The sequence below is a fragment of the Bifidobacterium sp. B4079 genome (assembly GCF_026537385.1).
Lineage (GTDB): Bacteria > Actinomycetota > Actinomycetes > Actinomycetales > Bifidobacteriaceae > Bombiscardovia > Bombiscardovia asteroides_I.
Genome location: NZ_JAFNMH010000002.1, coordinates 201,205 through 226,298 on the forward strand (window position 1 = coordinate 201,205; position 25,094 = coordinate 226,298).

A 25,094-nucleotide genomic window follows, 5' to 3' on the forward strand; every position below is an offset into this window, starting at 1 on the left:
GCGTCTTGATCCTGGGACTCGTGCTCGTCTGGGCCTTGGGAGTGGGTGTGATGCCCCTGTTGACTCCTGATGATATCCGGCACAAGCCGTTGACGGTGACCCGCTGGCGTGAAGGCTATGACACGGATGAAGTGGATGACCTACTGGACGAGTGTGCGCTGACGATATCAGCGCTGAAACAGCAGTGTGAGCGGCTTCGGGCGCGGGTGCCCTGGTCGCCGGCACGGATCAATGAAAAGCCAATCGTAGTAAGGGAAAACAAATGAGTGACAAGGAATGGTATACAAATCTGTCCCGTTATGAGCTGGAGGGCAAGCACGTGCATGTCTTGTTTTCAAACGGGACGATGGAAGGCAGTTTGAACCTTCTTGGGCAAATTGTGTATTGGGAAACGGACGTTGGCCTGAAACATGTTCAAATTCTTGACTGGAACAAAGACAGCACATGGACGCGAGCTGTCGGTGTGGAGTCGGTGTCCATGGTGTGGGATGAGCGCGACTGGCAGGAGCTCGGACCCGCTGAGTACAGAAAGGCCGACGCGATAGTGGTCAATGGCCGTTTTTTGCAGGTCACCCGTGTCATGCGCAATGCGTTCCTGGTGGGGGATCGTGACCCCGTCCCGGTTCCTTTCGTCTCGTGTGCTTTACGGCACAAGGCCAAGCTGCCGACCGAGCCGGGCATTTATCGGGGTGCTGATGGGACGCTGCTGATCCGGCTTAAATCACTGCTGGAAGCAGACATATGGATGTACGTGTCAAAGGATTTTTTGGAGGACGGCGCTTACGTCGGTGACGAGGTGGCCAGAAAGTATCTGCCTTTGACTCCTGTGCATTTCTTGGACGGGAGGGCCGAGTGATGGCGTTGATTCCAAGCGAAGTGGGAGTCTATGAGGCTGCTGACGGCGATCTGCTGATCCGTTTTGAGACCGGCGAAGGCGAGTGGTTGCATGTCTGCGACCTTTTCATGACTGACTTCGGCCCGGTGAAGGGCTGCGAATTTATTGAGGCTGATTCGGTGGCGGAACGCATGCCGCTCAAGTGCATTTCAGGGAGGGCCGAGTGATGGCGAAGGATATTGCTGACATGCTTGCTGATGGTGAGCTGACCACGTTCGAGGCGGCTGGCCAGTTGGCTTTGGCGCATTCGATGCAGAAGCGTTTGAAGACGCAGATCGATGCGCTCAAGGAGTTTCTGACCGACCGGATGGATTCCAGGGAGCATCTGACGACCGACCTGGGGACGGTGACCGCGAAGCGGGGCAGCGAGCCCCGTTGGCGGGTGAAGGATCCTGTGGCGTTCGCCCAGTGGCTCAAGGAGCATGGCGAGGAGGAGAGCGTCGAGCAGGTGCCGTATCCGAAGGAGTTCGCGGCCAAGCCTGACGCGATAGAGCATCTGGTCGGTCAGTTCGGCGGCGAGCAGCCTGCGGGCGTGGAGCTTTCGCGCGGTTCGGGTGACACGGTGGCGGTCAGCAGGGTCAAGGACTGGGCGCAGATCTTCGACGATCAGAAGGCCCAGGCGCAGGCGCGGCAGCTGCTCGGCATTACGAGCGGCTTGGGCGAGATCAAGGATGATGCGGACGAGGAGGAGAACCCATGGGACAGGATCTAGAGCAGACGCAGGGCGCGTCAACGGAGATCAGGACACAGATACAGTGGGCGAAGCTTGCCTCCCAGGGCGACATCATCCCTGATGCGTACAAGGGCAAGCCGGCGAACATCCTGGTGGCCATTGGCTTCGGCGCGGCCATGGGCCTGTCCTATGCGGACAGTCTGTACCGGATCAACGTGATCCAGGGCAAGCCGACCATGAGCGCGGAGCTGATCGCCAGCCAGGTGCGCAAGGCCGGCCACAGGCTGCGCATCTACAAGGACGAGCAGCATGAGAGCGTCAAGGCGGTCATTATCCGCAAGGACGACCCGGACTTTGAGTTTTCAGAAGTTCGGGACAGGCAGTGGGCGCAGAATATGGGGCTCGCTTCGAGGGACAATTACCGCAAGCAGCCGATGACGATGCTGAAATGGCGTGCCATCACGGCTGTGGCGCGGGAGGCGTGCCCGGAGGCTCTGTTTGGGGTGGCGTACTCGCCTGACGAGCTGGATGACATGCCTGTCGTCTCCGAGCGCGAGGAGCCTGATGCGCAGCCTGCTGAGGAGCCGGCTGTGGACCCGTCGCCGTCCAAGGAGCAGTGCAAGGCCATCAGTGCGGCGCTGATCCGGTGCGGGGTGACAGACAAGGCTGACGCGGCCAGGATCCTGCAAGGGTTGACCGGCAGGCCTGAGGTGCAGCATACGGATGACCTGACCCTGCTGGAGGCCGAGGACTATCTTGCCAACACTGACGTGCTGGACCAGCGGATCAGAGCGATCATGCAACCCCCAAGCCAGGAGGCTCCTGATGCCTCCCATTGACCTGCTGTGGCTGTGTGCCGCAGCCGTATGCGGCGCGGCGGCTTTCTTCTCAACCTGCTGGACCTTGGTCCACCCGCAGCTGGGTCTAGTCGATCTGGCTGCCTTGGCTGGTTTCGGCTGGTGCCTGGATCGGGGTGAGCGGGTGTGACCGCTGATATCCCGCTGCTGCACGGCGTTGTACGCCTGTGCGAGTACTGCCACCGTCCTGACGTGGGCTTTGATAAGTGCCCTCACGCCATCGACGCGAAGTACCCGTGCCCTAAGATGCGCATCCCCAAGAATCTGCAAGACGCTTTAAGGAGGGCCTAAATGGCCGGAGAGACTTATCTAACAATAATCGGTAATTTGACTGCCGATCCTGAGATGCGGACCACGTCCAACGGTGGCACGGTGGCGAACCTGACGATCGCGTCCACGCCGAGGCTATTCGACCGGGATTCGGGCCAGTGGGAGGACGGGGAGACGCTGTTCATGCGCTGCTCCGCCTGGGATTCCACTTACAGTCCCATGGCCTCGAACATCCAGGCCAGCCTGGCCAAGGGCATGCGGGTCATCGCCCGTGGACGCTTGGAGCAGCGCTCCTATCAGGACCGGGATGGCAACAAGCGCACGGTCGTGGAGATGCGCCTGGACGAGATCGGGCCAGCGCTGACAAGGAACACTGCCCAGGTGGCCAGGAACGGCAATGGTCAGCAGCAGGCTCCGCAACAGTCACAGCAGTGGGGGGGGCGGTCCCCAGCGGTGGGGCGGCCAGCAGGCCCAGGCTCCCGCTGCCCGGCCGCAGGACCCGTGGGGAGGTGCCGGCAATGATGATCCGGTCTTTTGACCCTTATGCGGGTGTGGAGGCTCCGCTTGAGCCTGACCATACGTGCCCGATCTGCGGGGGAGGGGTAAGCCCGGCAGGCTTCTGCCTGGGGTGCGGGTGGCCCTCATTGGAGGCGGTCGCATGAGCCGTAACCGCAAGAGCGCCAAGCGTGCTGGTGCGGATATGGAGACCGCTACGGCATCTTATCTGGCCTGGGGTCTTGATGATCCGAGGGTGGAGAGACGCCACCTGTCCGGGTCCCAGGACCGGGGAGACATCAATGGCATCATGCATGACCAGCATCGGGTGGTCATCGAATGCAAGAACACGGCCCGCATGGACATCCCCAAGCATCTTGACCAGGCGCAGAAGGAGGCCATGAACGATGGCGCTACATTCTGGGCCGTCGTGCAGAAGCGTGCCGGAATCGGGATCGATTCAAGGGAGACGGTGGGCCAGCAGCTGGTCTACATGACCTTGGAGCAGTATGCGCTGCTCCTCAACCACGGGGAGCCATTGGGGCCCGATGCGGAGGCCACGTCATGAGGTATCTGAGCATCTTCAGCGGCATTGAGGCGGCGTCGGTGGCTTGGCGTCCTCTTGGCTGGGATCCGGTGGCTTTCAGCGAGATTGAGCCATTCCCGAGCGCCGTCCTCGCGGCACGGTATCCACGGGTGCCGAATCTCGGGGACATCACGAAGATTGATTGGAGAGTACACAGTGACTGCACTACAGCCGACCTTGTGGTCGGGGGAAGCCCCTGCCAGAGTTTCAGCGTCGCAGGACGGCGGGAGGGTCTTGAGGGAGCCTCCGGGCTCATGTGGGAGTATGTACGAGCAGTACAGGCTATCCGTCCTCAGTGGCTTGTCTGGGAGAACGTGCCGGGAGCGCTCAGCAGCTCGGGAGGGGAGGATTTCCGATGCTTGCTGCGAGCCTTGGATGGGCTCGGGTATGGTCTGGCATGGCGAATTTTGGATGCGCAGTACTTCGGAGTGGCCCAGCGCCGCAGACGTGTGTTCCTTGTCGGCAGTCTTGGAAGCACACGCGCCTGCGAAGTACTTTTTGAGCCCGAAAGCCTGCGCTGGGATCATCCGACGGGCAGGGCAAAGAGGCAGACCCTTGCCAAAGCCGCTGGAGACAGCGCTCGTGGCCCAGATGCAGACACGGGCTGCCTGACCCCGTGGGACTCGCAGTCCAGGCGCGTTTACGACCAGGATGGCTGCTGGCCGACCTTGGATACGAGGGAGCGCAGCGGCGGGGATGGCAGGGCGGTGGTCTTGGACTTCAACCCGACCGCCGCCCGGCTCCGGTATGCGGATGAGGATGTCAGCCAGACCCTGACCGCGCGCATGGGCACGGGCGGCAACCAGGTGCCCCTCATACAGGAGGTAACGGCCTTCCTGCCTAATGCTGGCGGCAAGGCCGGATCGATCTCCTACGAACGGGAGCTGAGTCCCACGCTCAAGACCGAGCACAATCCTGCGGTGCTGTGCGCCAGCAACCGCGGCTTGCGCTCATCCATAAACGCAGGCTACGTGTTCTCCCCCAAAAACGCGGCTACGGCTGGTCTGAGCATCAGTCGGGAGACGAGTCCCACTCTGTCCGTGACCAAGCAGCCCGCCGTGTCAGGCGGTGGCATGGTGCGCCGGCTCATGCCCGTGGAGTGCGAGCGATTGCAAGGCTTCCCGGATGGGTGGACCGACGTGCGGTACAAGGGCAAGGATCACGCTCCCGACAGTCCCAGATACAAGACCCTCGGCAATTCCATGGCCGAGCCGGTCATGGCTTGGATCGGGCGGCGCATCCAGCAAGCGGAGGAGGCATCTCATGAGTGAGCCGTACTATCGTGACTCTTCGGTGACCCTGTGGCTGGGCGATGCCAAGCAGGTGCTGGCACAGATGCCCAAGGACAGTGTGGACTGCATCGTGACGTCCCCGCCCTACTACGGCCTGCGCGACTACGGGGTGGTCGGGCAAATAGGCCTTGAGGAGACCCCACAGGAGTATGTGGACCGTCTCGTCAGCGTCTTTCACGAGGCTGTTCGAGTGCTCAAAGCCGATGGGACCTTGTGGCTGAATTTGGCCGACTCATATGCTTCCCATCCCTCGTGGGGCCGTGGCGGTCACTCCCAGCTTCGCGGGCGTAAGCACGACCAGGTGCAGATCACCGCAGCGGCCTATCACAGGAGGTTCGACCGTCCGGTGAAGAATCTGCTCGGCATCCCGTGGCGGGTGGCTTTCGCTCTTCAGGATGACGGGTGGATACTGCGCAGTGAGATCATCTGGCATGCCAGCAACAAACTGCCTGAGAGCGTGACCGACCGTCCCACTAGGGCGCATGAGAGTGTGTTCCTGCTCGCCCGCAATGGCCGCTACTACTATGACGCGGACGCGGTCCGTCAGCCTCTGGCCGAGTCGAGTGTGCGCAGGCTCAGGCAGGACGTGGACTCTCAGCCGGGCAGTAGCAGGGTCCCGGGCAAGACCAACGGCCCAATGAAGGCCGTGGGCTCGATGCGGGGCAGGAACCTGCGGGACGTGTGGGACATCAACACGACCCCGTTCACGGGCGCTCATTTCGCCACCTTCCCGGAAGCCCTGCCCGCCACCTGCATTCAGGCCGGCTGCCGACCTGGAGGAACAGTGCTTGACCCGTTCAGCGGGTCGGGCACGACAGGCCTTGCGGCTCTCAAGGCGGGGTGCAGGTACGTGGGCATCGATATCAGCCGCGACTACCTGGACCTGAGCCTTAAGACCAGGCTCGCCCAGGGGGCTTTGGAGGTGGTCTCATGACGTGGCTTGACCATAAGGCTCTCATGATCGCCCGGCAACTGCGCGAGCCGGCCAGCAGACGCCGGTACACGCGCCGTTTGCACGAGCTTGATCCCGTGCATGGCGGGCACCGGTCCAGGGAGGACATGTACCTGCTGCATGAGACGCCACGCGAGCAGGTGCTCTTCCCCGGCTGCCGGAGGCGCATCACCGACCTGAGGGGCAACCGGTACGGGCGGTTGACCGTGACCGGGTTCGGCGGCAGGCGGGGCAGGGTGCTCACCTGGGTGTGCCGGTGCGACTGCGGCAGGAGCGTCACCGTCAGGGCAGCCAACCTGGTTAAGGGGCATACGCGCTCATGCGGATGCCTGGCCAGAGAGCACAGCCTCAGACTCGCCCAGCAGATCAACGAGAGGAAGAAAGGTGGGGACCATGCGGATCAGGAGCATCAAGCCTGAATTCTGGCGGAGCGATGACATAGATGCCCTGTCCATACCTGACCGGCTGCTGTTCATTGGTTTGTGGTCGTACGTGGATGATAACGGCGTGGGGCTTTGCAGCCTCAAGGATATCGTCGGCGACCTGTTCGCGGGGGATATGACCAGAGACTCTCAAGAGACTCTCCAGAGAGTCTCGGAAGGTTTGAGAACGCTTTCCCGGCATGGTCTGATCGAGGTGTATCGGGTCGATGACAAGGATTATCTGCATGTCACGCACTGGTCCGACCATCAGGTGATCAATCATCCGGCGAAAGCACGATACCCGTTGCCAGACAAGGGTTCCGAGCCTCCTCTCACTCTGTTTACCGAGACTCTCAAGAGACCCTCTGGAGAGTCTCTTGCCTGGAACAGGGGAACAGGGGAACAGGGGAACAGGGGATATATACCCCCTATAGCCCCCCAAGGGGGGCAGAGAGAATTCGAATCCGAATCGCGTCAGCCCTCCTCGGAATCCACGCTCCAGTTCGAGCAGCTGATGGCTATCTACCCGAACCATGACAATCCCGACGATGGCCTCCGCGAGCTCAAGCGGGTTCTGCACCGTAAGAGCCCGCACACCAGCTTCGCTGCTCTCCTGGCCGGGGCCCAGATCCTGGCCAATGAGCACAGGGATCCGCGTTACGTGCCGACCTTGGGCAACTGGCTGCGGAAAGGCGGCTGGAAGAACAAACCCAAACCGAGGGCACCTGCGTCATCGGGCATGAGCAAGTCGCAGCAGAACCTCGACCACAACCGCCAGGTGGTGGAGGAGATCGCCCAGGAGCAGGCGGCAACGAGACAGCCACAGGCCAGGAAGGAGCTGACGGCATGAGCAAGCAGATCACACAGGCGGAAGCGGCCCTGGTCTACGCCAAGATCATGACTCACCACGGGAACATGCCTTTCGAGAAGAACGACGCCCAGCAGTTCTGGCATGAGCTGGACGACGCTGTGAACCTGGTGGACGCGAACGCGGCTGTCGAAAAGTTCTACGGCTCGCACCCTGGCACAGACTGGATGCGGTCTGGTGACGTGAACATCCTCACCAAGCGGATGCGCGCCAAGCGGGTCCCTGAGAACGCGGAGATCGAGCGGCTCATGGACCAGGCGGGCATCGACTCGGACCATGCGACCGTCTACCGGCGCAAGCTGGTCCACGACACAGGGCAAGGCATCCCATTGGAGCAGGCCCACGCCATCGCGGTGGAAGCCTCACAGCGGCTGATCATCGAGGCACCCAAGCCGAAGCCCAAGCGCAGGTCCGTCCGGCATTTCATCGGCCACGGGCAGGCGAAAGCAGGAGCCATGCGATTGGAAGACATGATCGGAGGAGCAGCATGAATTACGAAGGCGAGAAGTGGGTTTACGGGGGCGACAAAATCGTCTGCCCGTACTGCGGGGAATGTGACCCATTTGAGTTGACGGATCTGCATGGTGATGGTCCCTACTCGCAGAAGTGTTCGCATTGCGGGCGCGATTTCACCTACACGGTCGACTGGGACCCTTCGATCACTTCGTACCGGTACAAGGGCCGCACGGAGCAACAGTATGCCGGTGATGTGTACCCCAGTAGGTGCTCTATCTGCCGTGGGTCGCTTGAGCCCGACAAGTCTCACCCGAGATGCCCGCTATGCGACGCGGTGGTGTGCGACAAGTGCGAGCGGATGAAGAAGCCCTGCTGTGACGAGTACGCACGGTGGGCGAAAGAAACCAAGGAGGCAGCATGAGCGGGTTTGAAGGGCCGGAGGACTGGGCCGAATGGCCGCCCGAAGAGCAGCCGTCCGAGGGCAGGTATGATCTCGGCATCCGCGACGGGTACGGCACACGTGAGATGTCCCTGGTCGCAGTGGATGGCGGCATTCGCCTCACCATCAGCGAGGGGCGTGACTTCGTGGGCAAGACCCTCAGCCCGGGCATGGCGAGGCGGATCGGCCGGTGGCTGATTGACTGTGCCGACGAAGAGAAACAGCCTCCTGACGGCCTTAAAGACCCTGACCCTAGCTTGGAGTGAGGATGAGACGGGAAAACGCGAGGAAGACCCCAAAGATGAGGGACTGGCCATGGACATGACCAGAGCAGAGGCCGCCGCAGTGGCGGAAACCCTCCTTGAAGCGGTCAGAGAGGAGGAGGAAGCATGAGCGACAGAGTGATTACCTGCCACCGGCTGGCCTGCGACTGGCCGGACTGCGAGGAGACCGCCCAGGACGACCTGTACGACGGCAGCGCCACCTATGAGCAAGCCGTCAGCGAGTGGGCCTACCTGCCCGATGAGCAGTACGATGATTTTTCCGACAAAAATTTCCTGCATGATCCAGCCACGGGCAAAGACTACTGCCCCTACCACTGGCACTATGACTGGCACTGCAAAAAGTGGCCGCACCGCGTGCCTGGCCCCGATCCGAAGGAGCAGCCATGAGCGACATGGCTTTCCCCGCGCACACGCTGGCCTGCGACTGGCCCGAATGCGAAGAGACCGCCCATCAAGACGGGTACAGCTCGTGGGAAAGCTACGACAGCGCCGTGACCGTGTTCGCCGACCCGGACAACGGCGGCGAATGGCTGCACACGGACGGAAAGGACTACTGCCCGAAGCACTGGCACTGGGACGACGAGCACGGACGAGCCCCAGGGCCCGAGCCGGAGGAGGAAGCATGACTCGCGCCACACGGCAGGCTAAGGCTCTGCAGGCGATCCGCGAGGGGGCCGACGATGAGCAGATACGCCGCCGATACGGCTATCCGCAGGCGGTCATCCAAGCCATGCGCACCACCATCAGCCATGAAGCAGCACGCCAGGAAGGACCAGAATTTTGAACGACAAGAAACCCGAAGAACCGGCCATGATGACCGTCAAGGAAGTGGCTGCCACGCTCCGCATCTCACCCCGCACGCTGGGTGAGTGGAGGCGCAGAGGCAAAGGTCCAAAAGCCATCAAGCTCGGATACAACAAGTTTGTTTTCCCTGAAAAGGGAGTCCAGGAATGGTTGAAAGCCAAGGAGGACCAGAATTTTGAGTGAATTCGCGGAAAATATACTCACGTTAGTGGTCTTGGCGTTCATGATGCTCGTCGCTGGCATTCTGATTGATTGGGATCAAGAGAAGGACCACTCACAAGAGATCGTCAAATTTGCTATAAGGCGCTTGGCGTACGCAGTCCAGGCAGTCATCAGGACAATTACGCAGAACCCCAAAGCCATCCTCAAATGGGTGATCAGGGAAGGAAAACGATGAATATCAGCAGGCCAGCGGAGAACAGGCGAATCAAAGCCGAATACCAGCATGTCGCCCCATGCGAGGACAGCCGGGCCGCAATCAGCCGAACATGGCTCGGCTGGGAGGAAGACTACTACCAGCACTGGCGGTCCGAACGGGGTCGGCGAGTTCTTCAAAGGGTTCTCAGAGACAACCCGGAAGGAGGGCACGCGATGAGCGAATGGCATGGAGCAGACATACACATCACCGAAAAGGGGGTATCCATAAACGGCGTGGACTTGAGCAACTGCGTGGAAGCGGGATCGGTCAGAGTAATCCACCCGGGAGAAGGCATGGGCACCCCAAGACTCCGGCTCACCATACTGGCAGACAAGATCATCCTCGAAAGGAGCGGCAGTGGTAAGTGAATGCCCGAACGACGGGGCTGCAATGGCTGACGGGGAGCGGATCTGCAAGGATTGTCAGCGAGTCCTCGCAGCCGACCTCGGCTACCTGTGCGACCGGATGGACGACCTCTACCAGGTCGCCACCAGGCAGGCCAAGCCCGGACCCAAACAGCTCGCCAAAGGAAGCATCGGTCCACGAGCCACCAACCCCGACCCGCTCAGGGAGGACGCATGGGGGTATTACCAGTTTTTCCGCCAGTTCTACACGGCCCTTGTGCCGGCAGGCACACCCAGGCAGACTGGCAGGACCCTGCTCCTGGAAGGCGTGCCCTCACTCGCTCGCAACCGGTCCGCCCCGTCAATCCAACGCCAGATACGCCAGGCCGCTGACTCGGTAAAGCGCATCTTCGACTGGGAGGCCGAGAAGCGGCGCGGAGGCTGGTGCCAGGCATGCAGCGCCATCCTCTGGGTGCTCGACAAGTCCCAATACGCCATCTGCCCGCAATGCGGCCAAGTGAACGACCTGTCCGAAACCCGGCAAGCCCAGAAGGACTGGCTCATGGACTCCTACCAGGAAGGCACGTCAGGCGAGATAGCGCAACTGCTCACCCAATGCGGGTACAAAGTCAGCGCACGCACCATCCGCTACTGGGCGCAGAACGGCTACATCAGCCGGCAGGAAGGCAGCCAAGGGCTCGACGTGTACCGGGTTGGGGACATCATCGCCATGATCGAGAAAGACACACCAGCGAGCGCGGCTTGACATATCCGGCTTTGCCGCTACTATATGTTATAGCTGAAGTTTAATGTAAGGGCCGGGCAGAGATGTCCGGCCCTTTCTCATGCCTGCCCGAAGTGCGACACGCCAAGAAAGGCGGAACCATGCGGGAAAATAACGTCCACCATCACATGACCGAACAACCTCAAGAGCGTGAGCAGGCGGGCGACCTGCACGCCATCGCACACCAGCTCACCCGCATCGCCGACACCATGCAAGGCCAAGGCATGCAGGTCACACGCGAGGATGCGCTCAAAGCATGGCCGCTACGCATGTACGAGGACGAATACCTTAGTGCATTGCAGACCCTCGGCATCGAGCTGCTCTGATGCCCACCAGACCACAGGGACGCTGCACCAGGCAGGGCTGCACAGCCAAAGCCGTCAAGGACGGCAGATGCGCCGACCACCAAAGGCCAGCATGGAGCACGCCATCAGCCCACACCAGACGGACCGACCCCACCGCATGGAGACAGGCCAGGGCCCTCGCCCTCGACCGTGACCGACACCGGTGCGTCAGATGCGGCAGGCCTGCCACCGAAGTCGACCACATCTGGGAGATAGCCGACGGCGGCAGCCTCTACGACCTCGCCAACCTGCAAAGCCTGTGCCACGACTGCCACCACGCCAAGACCATCAGCAGCCGGCGCAAACGGCACGGTGCCGACCATGGTCCCGGATTAGCGGCAAGGATCTTCTACCATCTCGACCAGTGATCACCCACAGGGGTAGGGGGTCTGAATCATGGACAAAGTCCATCACCTTGAGCGCCGCCGAAACTCGGATTTTCGCGTCTCAAGTTTTCGTTTTCGTTTTTGGCTTGTTTTGGCTTGATTGGAGGGATTATGGGCCGTCGAGGACCATCACCAACTCCGGTGAAGCTGAAATTGATCAATGGCAGGGGAGAGGGTCGTGATTCGGGTGGGCGAAAGGTCGGGAAAGGTCCCGAGTTCGCCCGTGAGCGTCCGAAGATGCCGTCCTACATGCCGAGCGCCGCGAAGAGCACCTGGAAGCAGGTGGTCGAGGCGCTGGACCGGCTGGGGATACTGAAGAAGGTCGACGGGCCGAGTCTTGAGGCTTACTGCACCGCCGTATGGCAGATGCGTGAGGCGGTGAAGGAGTTGCAGGCGAACGGTGGCCTTTCGGTGGTGACCGACAGCGGGGTGCCCAAGCCCCATCCTGCGGTGAGCGCGTTGAAGGCGGCCCGTTCCGACATCCATACGTTCGCCCGTGACTTCGGGCTGAACCCTGCGGCGGAAGGTGACATAGCGGGATTGGGTGATGATGATGGCGACCAGGAAGCGAACCCCTTCGCCATGCCTGCCTAGTCCGTACAGGATGACCGATGACTTCGAGATGCCGTCGGAGGACAGGCTCCGGCATCTGAAGCTGTCGCCGGAGGTCGCATGGTACATGCTCTCTCGTGGCATCCCCCTGCCGAAGGAGTGGCAGACCCCGAAGATCAAGACCGCCGAACCCAGGGACATGGAGGGTGCCTACTTCGATCCGGCCAGGGTCGACAGGGTGCTGATGTCCTTCCACGTGCTGCGTCACACGCAGGGCAAGTGGGCCGGTCACCATCTGGACCCTGCCTCCTGGCAGATCGCGTGGGTTCTCGCCCCGGTCTTCGGCTGGGTGCATGAGAACGAGGACGGACAGGTCGTCCGCGTCATCAGCGACCTGTATGTGGATGTGCCCAGGAAGAACGGCAAATCCACCCTGTCCGGCGGCATCGCCGTGTACATGCTGGGGGCCGACGGTGAGGAGGGCGCGCAGGTGGTGTGCGCCGCCTCGACCGAACACCAGGCCGGCTTCGTGTTCCAGCCGGTCAAGCAGCTGGTCGAGAAGACCCCAGCCCTGAAGGGCGTCATGAAGGCTCACCAGAAGCGCATCGTCCATCAGGCGTCCGGCAGCTACATGGAGGTCATCAGCTCGGCAGCCGACGCGGCGCACGGCATGAACCTGCATTGTTTCATCTGTGACGAGCTGCACGTGTACAAGTCGCCGGACCTGGTCCGCACCCTGGAGACGGGCCGTGGTTCCAGGACCCAGCCCTTGGGTGTCAGGATTACCACCCCGGACGCCGGCAAGTCGGGCACCATATACGACGAGACCCGCCATTACGTCGAACAGCTGGCCGCCGGCACGATCACCGACCGATCCTGGTATGGGGTCGTGTGGGGTGCCAGCGAGGACGACGACCCCTTCGCCGTGGAGACCCTCATGAAAGCCAACCCGGGATACGGGGTCAGCCCCTCCGCCGACTACCTGGAGAAAGCAGCCAACCATGCCCGCAACTCTCCTGCGGAGCTGGCCAACTACATGCGTCTGCATCTGGGCATCCGCACGAAGCAGGAGACCCGCTTCATCACCCTGAAGTCCTGGGACCGCAACGCGGGCAAGGTCGACGAGTCGGCTCTGTCGGGCCGGGAATGCTACGGGGGGTGGGACCTGGGGTCCGTGTCCGACCTGACGGCATGGTGCCTGCTCTTCCCGGAGGGGGAGGGGTACACCTGCCGGATGCGTTTCTGGTGCCCCGAGGCGGTGGTGGACGACTTGGACCGCAGGACCTCCGGCAATGCCAGCGTGTGGGTGCGTGACGGCTACCTGGTGCCCACACCGGGAGACGTGACCGACTACTCGTACATCGAGCAGCAGATCCGCGCCGACTTGGAGGCTTATGAGATCCAGACCATCGGTTATGACCCGTGGAACGCCACCCAGGTGGTCAACGACCTGGAGGAGCAGGGCCTGTCCGTGGACCGTCTGACGCCGGTCAGGCAGGGGTTCAAGACCCTGAGCCCTGTGCTCAAGGAGCTGCAACGGCTCCTCCTGACCGGCTCCGAGGAGCATCCGCTCTTCCAGCACGGCGGCAACCCGGTCCTTAGATGGAACGTGGACAATTTGGCCGTGAAAAGCGACGAGAACGGCAACGTGCAGCCGAACAAGCATGACAGCAGGGACAAGATCGACGGGGTGGCGGCCATCTGCGACGCGCTCTCCGAGGCCATGACCCGCAGGAAAAGCGTGAAACCCAACCCCTACGCCTCGCACGGGCTGTACGTGTAGAAGGAGGACGGCATGATCTGGCCATTTGACCGGCATAAGCACGTCGAAAAGTCCGTCCAGGACTTCCAGTCCGGCACCGTACGGGGCAGATGGTACGTGGTCGACCCCGGCATGCCCCTGTCGGCGAACACGGAGGCCATGAGCGTGTTCGCCACCCAGCCTTCCGTGCGCAAGACCGTCGAGTTCATCGCAAGGAACGCGGCCAGGATACCGATGAAGGTGTACCGGCGAGACGGGGACAACGACAGGCCCGTGGTCAGCCAAGGCCCGCTCTACGACCTGGTCAAATACCCCACCGTGTATCACGGAGCCTACCGGTTTTGGTATGACGTGATTTGCGACATGCTCGTCTACGACCGGTTCGCGGTCAAGCTCCTGCCGTCCACCACGTCCAGAAGCGGATGGGAGCTGTACCGGCTGCCCGCCTACACCTGGCGGTTCACCTGGACCGGCTACGAGGACGTGCACGGCATCCAGCTGTCCACGGCGGACTCCGGAAGCAACACAATAGGCCTGGATGGCGTCCTGTGGGACAAGGGGTACGGCAGCGCCAACGGGGTCAGCCCCATGCAGACCCTCAGCCAGACGCTGCGCGAGTATGCACAGTCGGTCAAATGGCGTGAGGCCATCTGGAAGAACGGGGCCCGCATTCCTGGCATCTTCGCCATGGACGCCGACATGGAGCCGTTGAAGCCTGAAGCGCAGAAACGCCTGGAAGAGGACATTTCGGACTATCTGGAGCATGGCGGCAAGGAGGGCCGCTCGCCGGTCCTGCAGGGCATCCACTGGGAGAAGGTCGAAGCGTTCAGTCCCAAGGACGCGCAGGAGGTCGAGGGGCGCACCCTCGCCGACATCGAGGTGGCGTCCGCCTACCATGTGCCTCCCGAGATGGTGGGTGCCAGGGAGGCCAACTACTCCTCCACCCAAGCGTTTCGCGACTCCCTGTACAAGGAGACCCTCGGGCCCATCTTCACCCAGCTGGAGCAGGCCTTCAACGCGCAGATCGTCCCCCTGGTGGCCGACGACCCGCGCGAATACGTGGAGTTCGACCTCAACGCGGCCCTGCGCGGCAGCTTCCAGGAGCAGGCCGAGATCCTGCAGAAGGCCGTCGGCGGACCCTACATGAGCATCAACGAAGGCCGCAAGGAGCTGGGACACCCCTCACTCGGACCTGAATACGACAAGGTCCTCGACCTGCTGAACACGAAGCGGGGCGGCGGGACGCAGGCCGACCCGACCGATTCGGGGTCGCAGAACATCGGAGGCAGCGAATGAAACCGCACACCATGAAAAGAGCCACCAGCGCCACATTAAAGAGCGTGGGCGACGAAGGCAGCCTCGGCAAGGGCCAGTTCACGGCCCTGGTGAGCGTCTTCGGAAACGTCGACAGCCTCGACGAGGTGGTCATGCCTGGCGCTTTCCGCGAGACCCTGGCCTCATGGCAGGCCAAAGGGGACCCCATCCCCGTGGTCTGGTCCCACCAGTGGAGCGACCCGATGGCCCACATCGGCGAGGTGTTGGAAGCCAGGGAGACCACGCAGGGGCTCGAGGTGACCGCCCAGCTGGACATGAGCAACCCCACCGCCGTGCAGGTCTTCAAACTCCTCAAGGACCGCAGGGTCAAGGAATTCTCCTACGCCGGCGAGGAGTCCGACTTCAACGTCGTGGACGGACCGGACGGCAGGACCATCATCCAGGTCGGCAAGGTCGACCTGATCGAGCTCGGCCCATGCCTGAAGGGGGCCAATCCCGCGACCATGCTCCTATCCACGAAGGCCGCTACGACCGACATGGACGGTACGGAGGAAGGACCAGACACGGAAGGAACCGACGACCCCGACGAGAGCGCGGAGCAAGAACAGTCCAATGAGGGACTGCAGGAGCTGGTGCGCAGGACCGTACAGGAAGAACTTGCCTCCCGATCCGCTCAGGCGGGCGGGGAGCAGCAGGATGACGCGGACCAGACCGCGAAAGCCTGCACAGTGCCCGAACTGACCGCCTGGGCAACGGAAAACGAGATCAACCTCATGGAAGGAACACTATGAGTCTCAAAGACCAACTCAAGGACGTCCTCGCCCAGGCCAACACGCTGGCGACGAAGGCGCAGGACGAGAAGCGCGACTTCACCGACGAGGAGAACACCACGATCCTCGACTTGAAGAAGAAGGCCGACGACCTGCGCGAGCAGATCAGGAAGGCCGACGAGGCCCAGGCCGCCTTCAAGGCGCTCGCCGGGCCCAAGGAGGAGGGGAAGGCCGCCTCGCCGGTCGAACCCAAGCCGGTGACCGCCGCCAAGTCCTATGGCGAGGCATTCGTCAAGTCCAAGGCCTACGAGGCCTTCAAAGCCGACCAGCCGCATGGCACGCCGGTGAACATCACCGCCCGCCATCTGCACGTCAAGGCCGACCCGGCACCCCTGTCCACCGCGCTTCCCGGGGCCATCGTCCCGCAGATGCTGCCCGGGTACACGGACCTGACCTATCCGCAGCCCAACACCTTCCTCTCTCTGATCAGCATGGGCACCACCTCCAGCTCATACGTGCAGTACCGCCAGCTGGTAGCCGTCACCAACAACGCCGCCAAGGTCAAGGAAGGCGACCTGAAACCACTGAGCACACTGTCCACGGATGTGGCGGAGGCACACGCTTTCACCCTCGCCGACGGCGTGAAGGTCACCAACCAGGAGCTGGCCGACGATGGGATCATCCGCTCCCTGATCGACACGGTCCTCACCCGCAACCTGGACTCCTACAAGGAGAACATGGTCCTTAACGGGGCCGGCGGGTCCGACCAGCCCACCGGCATCCTGAACACGCCAGGCACCCTGTCCGTCGCCTACGACAAGGACATCGTGCACACCGTGTCCCATGCCATCACCAAGCTCCAGCAGCTGGTGCCCGGCATCAGCATCCAGGCCATCGTCCTGAACCCCGCCGACAACGAGGCGCTCAACCTCATGCAGGACAAGAACGACCGGTACCTGTCCAACGCGCCCTTCGCCACCGGGCCATTCACCCTGTTCGGCGTGCCCCGGATCACGTCCAGCATCGTCCCCCAGGGCAAGGCCCTGGTCGGCGACTTCCACTCGGTGCAGCTGCTGCGCAAGACCCCGCTGTCCATCCTCGCCTTCAACCAGAACGAGGACGACGCCCGGCACAACCTCACCTACGTGCGCGCCGAGGAGGAGGACATGCTCATGATCCGCGAACCCAAGCGGATCGCCGTGGCCACCATCGCCGGCACCACCCCTGCATCCAAGTAACAGGCAGAAGGAGGCAGGCATGAGCGAGGGACAGGACCCGCAGGCTCCCTTGGCCTCGCCGGACGATCTGGCGCAGCGTCTCGGATGCAAGCCCGACGACCCAAAGCTGACTCTGTGCCTGCGGCTTGCCTCCGACCGGTTCACCGGCCAGTGCCGCAACCCCATCCGCAAGGCCACGGACACCATCACCCTCGACGGGACCGGGGGGAGGACAATACGTCTCCCCGTCTACCCCGTCCAGGACGTGAAGGACGTCCAATGCCACGGCCGGACGGCCACACCAGAATGGTCGGCGGACGGGCTGCTCCGCTTCCCCGACCCCGTGGAGGGGTGGAGGAGCATCCAGGTCACCTACACGCACGGGTACGACCCCATCCCCGGGGACGTGGCCGACGTGGTCCTAGAACAGGCCGCGGCCATCTACCAGGTCATGCCCGGACTCGCATCCTGGACCACCGGCGAGGAGTCGCGCACGTACAGCGTCGCCCAATCCGTTGGCACCAGCGCCGCATGGAGCGCAGCCGTCGCCAAGTACCGGATCGGAGGCATCCTATGACCGGCCTGCACGGGGATGCGATCAGCATCATCCACCGCACCATGGGCGAGCCGGACGTGGACGGCCAGCCGCAGGAAAGCACCACGACCTACACGGTGGAGGGTTGCAGCGTGCAGCCCGTCACCCATGCGGGGGACGTGCTCTTCGAGCAGGACATCATCCTCGGCAGGTGGCGGGTCATCGGGCCGAAAGGGGTAATCCTCTCCGACCTGATAGACGGCGATGACACGATCCGCTGGCGGGGCAAGGCATACCGGCTATCAAGCGCGGTGCAGGAGTACATGCCGGCGGACGGGCTCGGATCCCACAGCGAGCTGTACATGATGGAGGACCACAGATGAGCAGCGGGGCGATCGTCGACGACGACTGGATAGGCAAGAACGTCCTACAGAACCAGGAGGTCAGACAGGCACTGAGCGACACCGCACGAAGACTGCTCCCCATCTGCCAGCGTCTCGCCCTGCAGGAGGGTTGCCCCGAATTCGCCGACTCCCTGCGCGTCGAAACGGGAACCAGACCGGGGACGAAGTCCCCGACGGGAATAAAACGCCCCTACGCGCGCGTGATCGCAGGCAGCGAGGATGCGGGCGAGCAGGAACACGGCTCCCTGCGGTACCCGCGCCACAACTTCATGAACCGCGCATCCGCACAGCTGTAGGAGGACCACATGGACCCCGTCAAATGGCCCCAGTACCTGCGCCTGGCCAACCAGTGGATCAAGGACCGGACCGGGTACACGCCGTACATGACCCTGCCAGCCCTCGACGACCTGCTCACCCGCCTGCCGGCAGTCCGGACCAGCCCGAGCCCTTCCGGCTCGCTGGGAGCCGTGGAACGCACGGCATCCCTGGACATCGACCTGCTGGCCAAGTCGTGGAAGGACATGACCCCGCTGATCCAGACCTTGGACTCATGCATGGCCTCTCTGGCCGGCAACGGCAACCAGTACGGCTATGTGGACGACGTATCCGGCACGGCCTTCAGCGATGTCCCCTTCGGCGACCCCGCGATACTGCGCTGCACCGCCACATTCACGCTGGTCATGCGGCCGGCCGCACACTGACACAGTACAAACCAACAATCTTGGGCCACTCCACACCGGGGTGGCCTTTTGCATATGCACAAGGAGAACACATGACCGACCTCACAACCCCCAGCATCCCCACCGGCATCACACCCAGGGACGGGTCCGGGACCACAGCCCCCACCATCAGCGACCTGCAGGACTACATGAACAACAACCCGGGCAACGTCCGCAAGCACGGCACCATGATCTTCGCCATCGCCGACTACTCGACCGTAGCGCCAGACAAGTTCTTCGGCGACGACGGACTGCCCTGCAGCCTACCCGCAGGCTACAAGCAGATGGGGTACGTAACCACCAAGGGCGTAGTCGAGAAGCGCAGCGTGAAGACCGACGACACCACCATGCTGCAAGACTTGGAGCCGGTCCGCTCCGACCTGAGCTCCTCCACCCGCCAGATCGACGTCACCTTCGGCGAGGCGAACGCTTACACGCAGGCGCTGAGGGCCGGACTGCCGGTGTCCGCCTGGCCGGAGAGCAAGGACTCCAAGGCCTGGTCTTACACGGAGAAGGGCATGAGCCAGCTGCCCCTGTACCGCATCTACCTGCTCACCCAGGACGGCGTCGGCGCAGATGCCGTCTACCGCGTCGAATTCGCCTACAAAGTCACCATCAGCGGATTCGGCGACCGCACCCTGGACCGTGCCGACACCGAGGACATCGGCTTCACCTTCGACGTGCTCACCGACGAGAAGAGCGGCAAGCAGTACGACAAGGCCTCCAGCGTCAGGAAGACCGCCTGACCCTCCTACAGACAGCCAGACACCAAAAACCATAAAGGAGAAAAACAATGTCCACACACTATTCCCTGCATGCCATCCGCCAGAAGTACAAGGAGACCCACCCGGGGGTCACCGACACGATCGACTTCACCGTCAAGGACGGTAAGGATGCGCGCGTCTACCACATCGAGCACCCGCTGCTTCAGTCCAACAAGACCAAGGAGGCGGTCACCGCCGCTACCACCGACATCGACATGGTCAAGGCCGTGCTCGGCGACCAGTGGGATGACTTCATCGCCGACGGCGGGCAGGTGTCCGACGTGATGCTGCTCATGAACCAGATCGGCGAACAGATGGAGGGAACGACCCCGGAAGGGGTCCCTACACAGCGCTAGATCTCCTCGACGCAGACGGTCACCCGGAGGAGCTGGAAGCCGCCCTGTGCGAGCAGTACAGCCCCCGTGACCCGATCGCGGAGTACTGGCGCGGAGACATAACCCTGAGAGCCCTCGCCGTCCTCGTGCGCGGGCTCAAACCCTTCAACCCGCTCTCACTGGCGCTGGCCAAGGAGCGGCAGGAGAAGCAAAAACAGCACCGGCCCGAAGATGACCTGGATGAGCAGGCACGGACCGAACTGGACGCCATCGCGTCCCGTATCACCCCTGGAGGCTGACATGGCGACCAAGCCCGTCTTTATCGACGTCCTGCCGAACCTGGCTGGCTTCGCCAGCCTGCTGACGACCGGAACCACCGAAGCCGCCGGGCAGGCCGGGCAGGCCGCCGGACGGGCCTGGTCGCAGTCCATGGCAGCGGCCTCCAAACAGGATGTGCTCAAGCAGCAGGTGGCGGCCCTCCAGGACGCCGAGTCCAAGGCCAAGCGCGCAGTGAATGACGCGACCAGGGATATCGCCAAGGCACGCGACCGGGCCTCCGTCGCCGCCAAGAACGAGGAGGCGGCGGAGAAGCGCCTCTCCGAGCAGATAAGCAAATATGGGGCAGGCTCCTCCCAGGCCATCAAGGCCGAAGCGCAACTGGAGGCCGCCAGGAGCAGGACCCGGCAGGCCGACGACCAGGTGGAGCGCTCCGAAAAAGCCATCGCAGCCGCCCACAAGCAGAGCAAGACGACCACCGAACAGCTGGCAAAGGCCAACAAGGAACTCGCCAAAACAACCGACGAGCAACCCTCCAAGTGGGCCAACTTCGGCCAGTCCCTGGAAGGGGTCGGCAGCAAGTCCAGCAAGCTCAAAGGCATCTGGGACAAGACCAGGACCAGCCTCAGCCTGCTGGGCGTCGGTCTGGGGGCTGTCGGCATCGCGCAGTGGATGAAAACCAGCGCCGACGCAGCCGAAAACTTCCAGAAGCAGATGAACCTCCTGGTCACCGCCGGAGGCGAGTCCACCAAAAACCTGCATGGCGTGGAGGAGGGCATCAAGGACATAGCGGTGCAGACCGGCATCAGCACCAGCCAGCTCGCCGAAGGCATGTACACCATGGAGAAGGCCCAGATCCGCGGGGCCAACGGGCTCAAGGTCCTCAAAGCAGCAGCCCAGGGAGCCACCGACGAGCAGGTCGACCTGGGGGTCATGACCAACGCTCTGACCTCCATCATGCGTTCCTACAACATCCCCGCCAGCAAGGCCTCCAGCGTCACCAACCAGCTGGTCGCCGCCAGCGGTGCCGCGAAGACCAGCATGCAGGAGTTCGCCGGCTCCCTGTCCACGGTCCTCCCGGTCGCCTCGGCGGCCGGCATCAGCTTCGCCGAGGTCGGCGGCGCTGAGGCTACCCTGACCTCGCACGGCACCAGCGCGCAGGAGTCCACCCAGGAGCTGGCCAACACGATCCGCGCCCTCCAGGCACCGAACCAGGTGGCCGTCAAGGAGATGCAACAGTTCGGCATCAGCAGCGTGGACGTGGCCCAGAACCTGGGCAAGCGCGGCCTGACCGGCACGATCAGCTACCTGTCAGAAACCATCCTCAAACACATGGGCCCGTCCGGCACTATCCTGCTCGACGCTTTCAACCAATCCAAATTTGCCGCCGAAGACGCGGCCACCATGTTCGGCAAGCTCACCGGAAAGGCCAAAGAGCTCGCCAAGGGCGTCATGGACGGGTCCGTGACCCTTAACGACTACCGGCAGGGGCTTAAAGCGCTCCCTGACCAGCAGGCTGCTCTGGTACGCCAGTGGGAGCAGATGTACACCAAGAGCAAGGGCTTCAACGACCAATTGAAGCAAGGCTCCCCGCAGGCACAGACCTACACGGAAGCCCTGAAGAAGATCATGGGCGGAGCCACCGGAATGAACACCGCCCTGATGCTCTCCGGCGGCAGCACGAGAGCCTTCGCCAACAATGTGAAGTCCATCAGCGCCGCCGCCAAGGAGAACGGCAAGGACATCTCCACGTGGCAGGAGACGCAGAACACCGCCCGCGTGCAGACCGAACGCTTCAACCAGGTGCTGGAGACCTCCCGCATCACGCTTGCGTCCAAGTTCCTGCCCGCCATCACCGGCAGCATGAGGGGCATGACCGACGGTGCGCTGTCGGTCAAGGCGTTCACGGACAGCCACAAGACCCTGATCAAGGTCCTGCTGGGAGTCGTCGGCGGAGTCGGCGGCGTGGTGGTCGCTACCCTTGCCGCCAGCAAAGCCGTATCCGCCTTCAAGACCGCCTTCAAGCTTCTGAACACCGTCTTCGTCCAAAGCCCCGTCGGCAGGGTCGTCATGGTGATCGGTCTCCTCGTAGGGGCCTTCGTCCTGGCATACAACAAGTGCAAGCCTTTCCACGATGCCGTTGACGGGATGATGAAAGGCCTGAAGAATACCGCTGAAGCTGTCGGCAAGTGGTTCTCCGGGCCGTTCGTGGACTTCTTCAAAAACGCATGGGGCAAGGTCACCTCAGCGGCGGCGGCCGCCTGGACCGTGCTGAAAGCCGTAGGGCACGGGATAAGCCAGGTGTTCAAATTCCTCATCACCTTCGTCCTGACGGTGTTCCTCACACCCTGGGTGATTGCCTTCAACCTGCTCAAGAAACCGGTGGAGGACTTATGGCACAAGGTCATCCAGCCAGCCTTCAACGGGATCGCACAGACCATGGGCATTGCGTGGAACTGGATCAACACGCACGTGTTCACCCCGTTCAAGGGAGGTGTCAAGGCCTTGGGGGATGCGTGGGATTACTTCTGCACGCACGTCATCCGCCCCGTCTGGGACTGGATCACGGCGAAATTCCGTGACTCGTGGAATTGGATCAAGGCCCATGTGATCGACGCATGGAACAAGGGCATGCAGGATCTGGGAAACACCTGGAACGCCTTTTACGACAGCCATATCCGCCCCGTCTGGGACTGGATTGTGGCCAAATGCCGGGATGCGTGGAACTGGATCAGCGCCAATGTTTTCGCGCCTTTCAAAAACGGCATCCATGCCATCGGCCAGGCTTTCGAGACGACCAAGGACTGGATCGGACGCTCCTGGGACCAGATCAGGGATGCGGCAGCCAAGCCGGTCCGCTGGGTGGTCGACACCGTGTACACCAACGGCATCCAGGCTGTATGGAACAAGGTGGCCGGCGCGGTCGGATTGCACCTGAATCTGCCGGACGTGCACTTCGCGGAGGGCGGCATCAACCCCGGGTATGCGCCGGGCCAGGACACGATCCTGGCGATGACCTCCCCGGGCGAGGCCTGGATGGTGCCCGAATGGGTGCGCGCCGTAGGCGCGGACAACATCTACCGGTGGAACCGCCTGGCACGCCAGGGCGGGCCAGCGGCCGTACGCGCCGACATGGGCTTCGCCGCAGGCGGGATCGTGCCGAGCTTTGACCTGGGAGGCATCGCCCAGAACGCTGAAAAATGGATTTCCAATGCAGCCAGAAGCGTTGCAGATTTTATCAGCGATCCCGGCGGGTCCATCTCCCGACTGATCGTGGACCCGGTCAAAAGGCTGCTGGGAGGCATCGGCGCAGGCGACTGGGGGAGGCTGATCGCCCAGTTGCCGGTCAAGGTCATGCAGGGGCTGGTCGACAAGGCCAAGAACCTGGTCGCCAGCATGTCCAGCGCAGGATCCGGCGGATCGGGCGTGCAACGCTGGCGGGGACTGGTAGTCCAGGCCCTGCACATGCTCGGCCAGCCCGACAGCTGGGCCGACACGGTGCTCAAGCGCATGAACCAGGAGAGCGGAGGTAACCCAGCCGCCATCAACAACTGGGACAGCAACGCGAAAGCCGGCATCCCCTCCCAAGGGCTCATGCAGGTGATCCCACCCACATTCGCCGCCTACTCAGGGCCTTTCGCAGGTCGGCCGATCACCGACCCGCTAGCCAACATCTACGCTGGGCTCAACTACGCGCTGCACCGGTACGGGAGCCTTTCGGCCCTGAACCGGGCAGGCGGGTACGCCGACGGCGGCATCGTGCCAAGACTGTACGACAAAGGAGGCTACTTGTCTCCCGGTGTGACCGTCGTCAGCAACCAGACCAGCGACCCGGAGCTGGTGCTCACCGGCGACCAGCAGCGAGCCCTCTTCGCAAAAGACCAGAGCCGCCAGGAGTCGCGGGCCGAGAAACTGCCTCCCATGCAGGTGATCATCAACAACTACGGGGTCAAGGACCCCTACGTGCAGGGCACCATCGACGGCAGGACAGCCGCCCACGCGCTCCTGCAATCGGCGATGGGAGAATCATGAGCTGCATGCCTGCCTACGCGGAGATCCACTACCGCGACAAAACAGTCCAGCTGGCCGGCAGCAAACGGCAGGAGCGGCCCGACGGGCTCGGCATCACCACGGGGGGCGTAGAAGGCTGGCGCAGCACCCCGGAAGCCAAGGTCACGCTGACCGAGCGTGCATCAGGCAACGGGGCGCACGACATCTCGACGTCTGACATCCTCTACTCAGCCAGGACCATCACCATCCACTGGGTGGCTCTGGCCGAGCAGCACGATGCGGTGATCGCCTCGCTCAACCTGCTCCTCTCCACCGCAGGGGAGATGATCCGCCTGCGCCTGGTGGACGGGCCGGACGACACCTACGTGACCGGGTATGCGACCGTATCCGGCGATGCAGCATGGCACGAGGGACGCATGTCCGGCACGCTTACCGTCGTCTGCCCTCGGCCCGAACGCCTGTCCTGGCGGTCCACGGACGTGCAGGTGCACCCAGTGTCCTCCATGTCTGGAGGGCTTTTTTACGGAGACCAGGTATTGGGGCTGGCCTACCCGCTCTCCTACGGTGCTGATGCTGGCTCCCCGCAGAGCGTGGCATTGCTGCGCAATGCGGGAAGCGCGACAGCTTATCCGGTGATCACGGTGACGGGGCCGATGCCTGAGGGTGTGCTCTTGGTGGGCTCTGATGGCAGGGCTTTGCAGTGGTCGGGGAGCGTGGGGCTGACTCCTCTGGTCCTGGATTGTCGTACGCAGACCGCGTCGATGGGGGGCGTGGATGTGAGCCGGTCGCTGATCCGCAGGGGGTTTCTTTCGGTGCCGCCTGGCGGGTCCTTGTCGGAGCAGCTGATGAGCCCAGGGACCGGCTGGGTGACCATCAGCGTCAGGGATACGTATTTATAGGAGGAT

The 25,094-nt window shown here is 62.9% G+C and carries 37 protein-coding genes; all 37 read left to right on the plus strand.

The window, feature by feature from the left end; genetic code table 11:
* Positions 1-5: 5 nt before the first annotated feature.
* The 37 genes from J3T95_RS05490 to J3T95_RS05670 all read left to right on the plus strand — a co-directional run bounded on the left by J3T95_RS05490 (position 6) and on the right by J3T95_RS05670 (position 25,088).
* Positions 6-266, plus strand: a complete 261-nt coding sequence (locus J3T95_RS05490; protein WP_267450712.1) for a DivIVA domain-containing protein — start codon at positions 6-8, stop codon at positions 264-266.
* The gene (locus tag J3T95_RS05495; RefSeq protein WP_267450713.1) at positions 263-856 is read left to right on the plus strand and encodes a hypothetical protein; all 594 of its coding nucleotides are present in this window, start codon (positions 263-265) and stop codon (positions 854-856) included. The genes J3T95_RS05490 and J3T95_RS05495 overlap by 4 nt, the downstream gene beginning before the upstream one ends.
* Positions 856-1,062: a hypothetical protein gene (locus J3T95_RS05500; protein ID WP_267450714.1), complete on the plus strand. Its 207-nt coding sequence runs from the start codon at positions 856-858 to the stop codon at positions 1,060-1,062. Before J3T95_RS05495 ends, J3T95_RS05500 begins: the two co-directional genes overlap by 1 nt.
* Entirely contained in the window at positions 1,062-1,607 is a 546-nt protein-coding gene (locus tag J3T95_RS05505) for a hypothetical protein (protein WP_267450715.1), read from the plus strand. Before J3T95_RS05500 ends, J3T95_RS05505 begins: the two co-directional genes overlap by 1 nt.
* Positions 1,592-2,407 (plus strand): hypothetical protein, encoded by an 816-nt coding sequence (locus J3T95_RS05510; RefSeq protein ID WP_267450716.1) that lies wholly within the window; start codon positions 1,592-1,594, stop codon positions 2,405-2,407. Before J3T95_RS05505 ends, J3T95_RS05510 begins: the two co-directional genes overlap by 16 nt.
* Complete coding sequence (locus J3T95_RS05515) at positions 2,394-2,555, plus strand: hypothetical protein (RefSeq protein WP_267450717.1); 162 nt, start codon at positions 2,394-2,396, stop codon at positions 2,553-2,555. The genes J3T95_RS05510 and J3T95_RS05515 overlap by 14 nt, the downstream gene beginning before the upstream one ends.
* A gap of 161 nt (positions 2,556-2,716) precedes the next feature.
* A complete protein-coding gene (ssb, locus tag J3T95_RS05520) occupies positions 2,717-3,217 on the plus strand; it encodes a single-stranded DNA-binding protein (RefSeq protein WP_416378744.1) in 501 nt (166 codons plus the stop codon).
* A 136-nt stretch (positions 3,218-3,353) separates the two neighbouring features.
* Entirely contained in the window at positions 3,354-3,758 is a 405-nt protein-coding gene (locus tag J3T95_RS05525; RefSeq protein ID WP_267450718.1) for a hypothetical protein, read from the plus strand.
* Positions 3,755-5,047, plus strand: a complete 1,293-nt coding sequence (locus J3T95_RS05530; protein WP_267450719.1) for a DNA cytosine methyltransferase — start codon at positions 3,755-3,757, stop codon at positions 5,045-5,047. Before J3T95_RS05525 ends, J3T95_RS05530 begins: the two co-directional genes overlap by 4 nt.
* The gene (locus tag J3T95_RS05535; protein ID WP_324123852.1) at positions 5,040-6,002 is read left to right on the plus strand and encodes a DNA-methyltransferase; all 963 of its coding nucleotides are present in this window, start codon (positions 5,040-5,042) and stop codon (positions 6,000-6,002) included. The genes J3T95_RS05530 and J3T95_RS05535 overlap by 8 nt, the downstream gene beginning before the upstream one ends.
* Complete coding sequence (locus J3T95_RS05540; protein ID WP_267450720.1) at positions 5,999-6,439, plus strand: hypothetical protein; 441 nt, start codon at positions 5,999-6,001, stop codon at positions 6,437-6,439. The genes J3T95_RS05535 and J3T95_RS05540 overlap by 4 nt, the downstream gene beginning before the upstream one ends.
* The gene (locus J3T95_RS05545) at positions 6,414-7,292 is read left to right on the plus strand and encodes a hypothetical protein (protein ID WP_267450721.1); all 879 of its coding nucleotides are present in this window, start codon (positions 6,414-6,416) and stop codon (positions 7,290-7,292) included. The genes J3T95_RS05540 and J3T95_RS05545 overlap by 26 nt, the downstream gene beginning before the upstream one ends.
* Positions 7,289-7,801, plus strand: coding sequence for a hypothetical protein (locus J3T95_RS05550; protein WP_267450722.1), 513 nt, complete (start codon positions 7,289-7,291; stop codon positions 7,799-7,801). Before J3T95_RS05545 ends, J3T95_RS05550 begins: the two co-directional genes overlap by 4 nt.
* A gap of 382 nt (positions 7,802-8,183) precedes the next feature.
* Positions 8,184-8,471 carry a hypothetical protein gene (locus J3T95_RS05555; protein WP_267450723.1) on the plus strand — a complete coding sequence of 96 codons (288 nt, stop codon included), beginning with the start codon at positions 8,184-8,186 and terminating at the stop codon, positions 8,469-8,471.
* 123 nt (positions 8,472-8,594) lie between these two features.
* Positions 8,595-8,876 carry a hypothetical protein gene (locus J3T95_RS05560; protein WP_267450724.1) on the plus strand — a complete coding sequence of 94 codons (282 nt, stop codon included), beginning with the start codon at positions 8,595-8,597 and terminating at the stop codon, positions 8,874-8,876.
* On the plus strand, positions 8,873-9,115 hold the full coding sequence (locus J3T95_RS05565; RefSeq protein WP_267450725.1) for a hypothetical protein: 243 nt from the start codon (positions 8,873-8,875) through the stop codon (positions 9,113-9,115). The genes J3T95_RS05560 and J3T95_RS05565 overlap by 4 nt, the downstream gene beginning before the upstream one ends.
* On the plus strand, positions 9,112-9,273 hold the full coding sequence (locus tag J3T95_RS05570; RefSeq protein WP_267450726.1) for a hypothetical protein: 162 nt from the start codon (positions 9,112-9,114) through the stop codon (positions 9,271-9,273). The genes J3T95_RS05565 and J3T95_RS05570 overlap by 4 nt, the downstream gene beginning before the upstream one ends.
* Positions 9,270-9,476 carry a helix-turn-helix transcriptional regulator gene (locus J3T95_RS05575; RefSeq protein WP_267450727.1) on the plus strand — a complete coding sequence of 69 codons (207 nt, stop codon included), beginning with the start codon at positions 9,270-9,272 and terminating at the stop codon, positions 9,474-9,476. The genes J3T95_RS05570 and J3T95_RS05575 overlap by 4 nt, the downstream gene beginning before the upstream one ends.
* Complete coding sequence (locus J3T95_RS05580) at positions 9,469-9,690, plus strand: hypothetical protein (protein ID WP_267450728.1); 222 nt, start codon at positions 9,469-9,471, stop codon at positions 9,688-9,690. The genes J3T95_RS05575 and J3T95_RS05580 overlap by 8 nt, the downstream gene beginning before the upstream one ends.
* On the plus strand, positions 9,687-10,079 hold the full coding sequence (locus J3T95_RS05585; RefSeq protein ID WP_267450729.1) for a hypothetical protein: 393 nt from the start codon (positions 9,687-9,689) through the stop codon (positions 10,077-10,079). Before J3T95_RS05580 ends, J3T95_RS05585 begins: the two co-directional genes overlap by 4 nt.
* Positions 10,069-10,821, plus strand: a complete 753-nt coding sequence (locus J3T95_RS05590; RefSeq protein ID WP_267450730.1) for a hypothetical protein — start codon at positions 10,069-10,071, stop codon at positions 10,819-10,821. Before J3T95_RS05585 ends, J3T95_RS05590 begins: the two co-directional genes overlap by 11 nt.
* Before the next feature lie 119 nt (positions 10,822-10,940).
* On the plus strand, positions 10,941-11,165 hold the full coding sequence (locus tag J3T95_RS05595; protein WP_267450731.1) for a hypothetical protein: 225 nt from the start codon (positions 10,941-10,943) through the stop codon (positions 11,163-11,165).
* Positions 11,165-11,551, plus strand: a complete 387-nt coding sequence (locus tag J3T95_RS05600; protein ID WP_267450732.1) for an HNH endonuclease — start codon at positions 11,165-11,167, stop codon at positions 11,549-11,551. The genes J3T95_RS05595 and J3T95_RS05600 overlap by 1 nt, the downstream gene beginning before the upstream one ends.
* 159 nt (positions 11,552-11,710) lie before the next feature.
* On the plus strand, positions 11,711-12,163 hold the full coding sequence (locus J3T95_RS05605) for a phage terminase small subunit P27 family (protein WP_267450733.1): 453 nt from the start codon (positions 11,711-11,713) through the stop codon (positions 12,161-12,163).
* A gap of 10 nt (positions 12,164-12,173) precedes the next feature.
* Positions 12,174-13,904 (plus strand): terminase large subunit, encoded by a 1,731-nt coding sequence (locus J3T95_RS05610; protein WP_267450734.1) that lies wholly within the window; start codon positions 12,174-12,176, stop codon positions 13,902-13,904.
* A gap of 12 nt (positions 13,905-13,916) precedes the next feature.
* On the plus strand, positions 13,917-15,179 hold the full coding sequence (locus tag J3T95_RS05615; protein WP_267450735.1) for a phage portal protein: 1,263 nt from the start codon (positions 13,917-13,919) through the stop codon (positions 15,177-15,179).
* Positions 15,180-15,190: 11 nt separating this feature from the next.
* The gene (locus tag J3T95_RS05620; RefSeq protein WP_267450736.1) at positions 15,191-15,949 is read left to right on the plus strand and encodes an HK97 family phage prohead protease; all 759 of its coding nucleotides are present in this window, start codon (positions 15,191-15,193) and stop codon (positions 15,947-15,949) included.
* On the plus strand, positions 15,946-17,166 hold the full coding sequence (locus J3T95_RS05625; protein WP_267450737.1) for a phage major capsid protein: 1,221 nt from the start codon (positions 15,946-15,948) through the stop codon (positions 17,164-17,166). Before J3T95_RS05620 ends, J3T95_RS05625 begins: the two co-directional genes overlap by 4 nt.
* A gap of 19 nt (positions 17,167-17,185) precedes the next feature.
* Positions 17,186-17,722 (plus strand): hypothetical protein, encoded by a 537-nt coding sequence (locus J3T95_RS05630; protein WP_267450738.1) that lies wholly within the window; start codon positions 17,186-17,188, stop codon positions 17,720-17,722.
* A complete protein-coding gene (locus J3T95_RS05635; RefSeq protein WP_267450739.1) occupies positions 17,719-18,063 on the plus strand; it encodes a hypothetical protein in 345 nt (114 codons plus the stop codon). Before J3T95_RS05630 ends, J3T95_RS05635 begins: the two co-directional genes overlap by 4 nt.
* A complete protein-coding gene (locus J3T95_RS05640; RefSeq protein ID WP_267450740.1) occupies positions 18,060-18,380 on the plus strand; it encodes a hypothetical protein in 321 nt (106 codons plus the stop codon). The genes J3T95_RS05635 and J3T95_RS05640 overlap by 4 nt, the downstream gene beginning before the upstream one ends.
* 9 nt (positions 18,381-18,389) lie before the next feature.
* On the plus strand, positions 18,390-18,785 hold the full coding sequence (locus J3T95_RS05645; RefSeq protein WP_267450741.1) for a hypothetical protein: 396 nt from the start codon (positions 18,390-18,392) through the stop codon (positions 18,783-18,785).
* Positions 18,786-18,856: 71 nt separating this feature from the next.
* Positions 18,857-19,549 carry a hypothetical protein gene (locus tag J3T95_RS05650; protein WP_267450742.1) on the plus strand — a complete coding sequence of 231 codons (693 nt, stop codon included), beginning with the start codon at positions 18,857-18,859 and terminating at the stop codon, positions 19,547-19,549.
* Between the two features lie 47 nt (positions 19,550-19,596).
* Positions 19,597-19,923, plus strand: coding sequence for a hypothetical protein (locus J3T95_RS05655; RefSeq protein ID WP_267450743.1), 327 nt, complete (start codon positions 19,597-19,599; stop codon positions 19,921-19,923).
* Between the two features lie 125 nt (positions 19,924-20,048).
* Positions 20,049-20,201, plus strand: a complete 153-nt coding sequence (locus J3T95_RS05660) for a hypothetical protein (RefSeq protein WP_267450744.1) — start codon at positions 20,049-20,051, stop codon at positions 20,199-20,201.
* 1 nt (position 20,202) lies between these two features.
* On the plus strand, positions 20,203-24,210 hold the full coding sequence (locus J3T95_RS05665) for a phage tail tape measure protein (RefSeq protein ID WP_267450745.1): 4,008 nt from the start codon (positions 20,203-20,205) through the stop codon (positions 24,208-24,210).
* Positions 24,207-25,088: a hypothetical protein gene (locus J3T95_RS05670; RefSeq protein WP_267450746.1), complete on the plus strand. Its 882-nt coding sequence runs from the start codon at positions 24,207-24,209 to the stop codon at positions 25,086-25,088. The genes J3T95_RS05665 and J3T95_RS05670 overlap by 4 nt, the downstream gene beginning before the upstream one ends.
* Positions 25,089-25,094 lie beyond the last annotated feature (6 nt).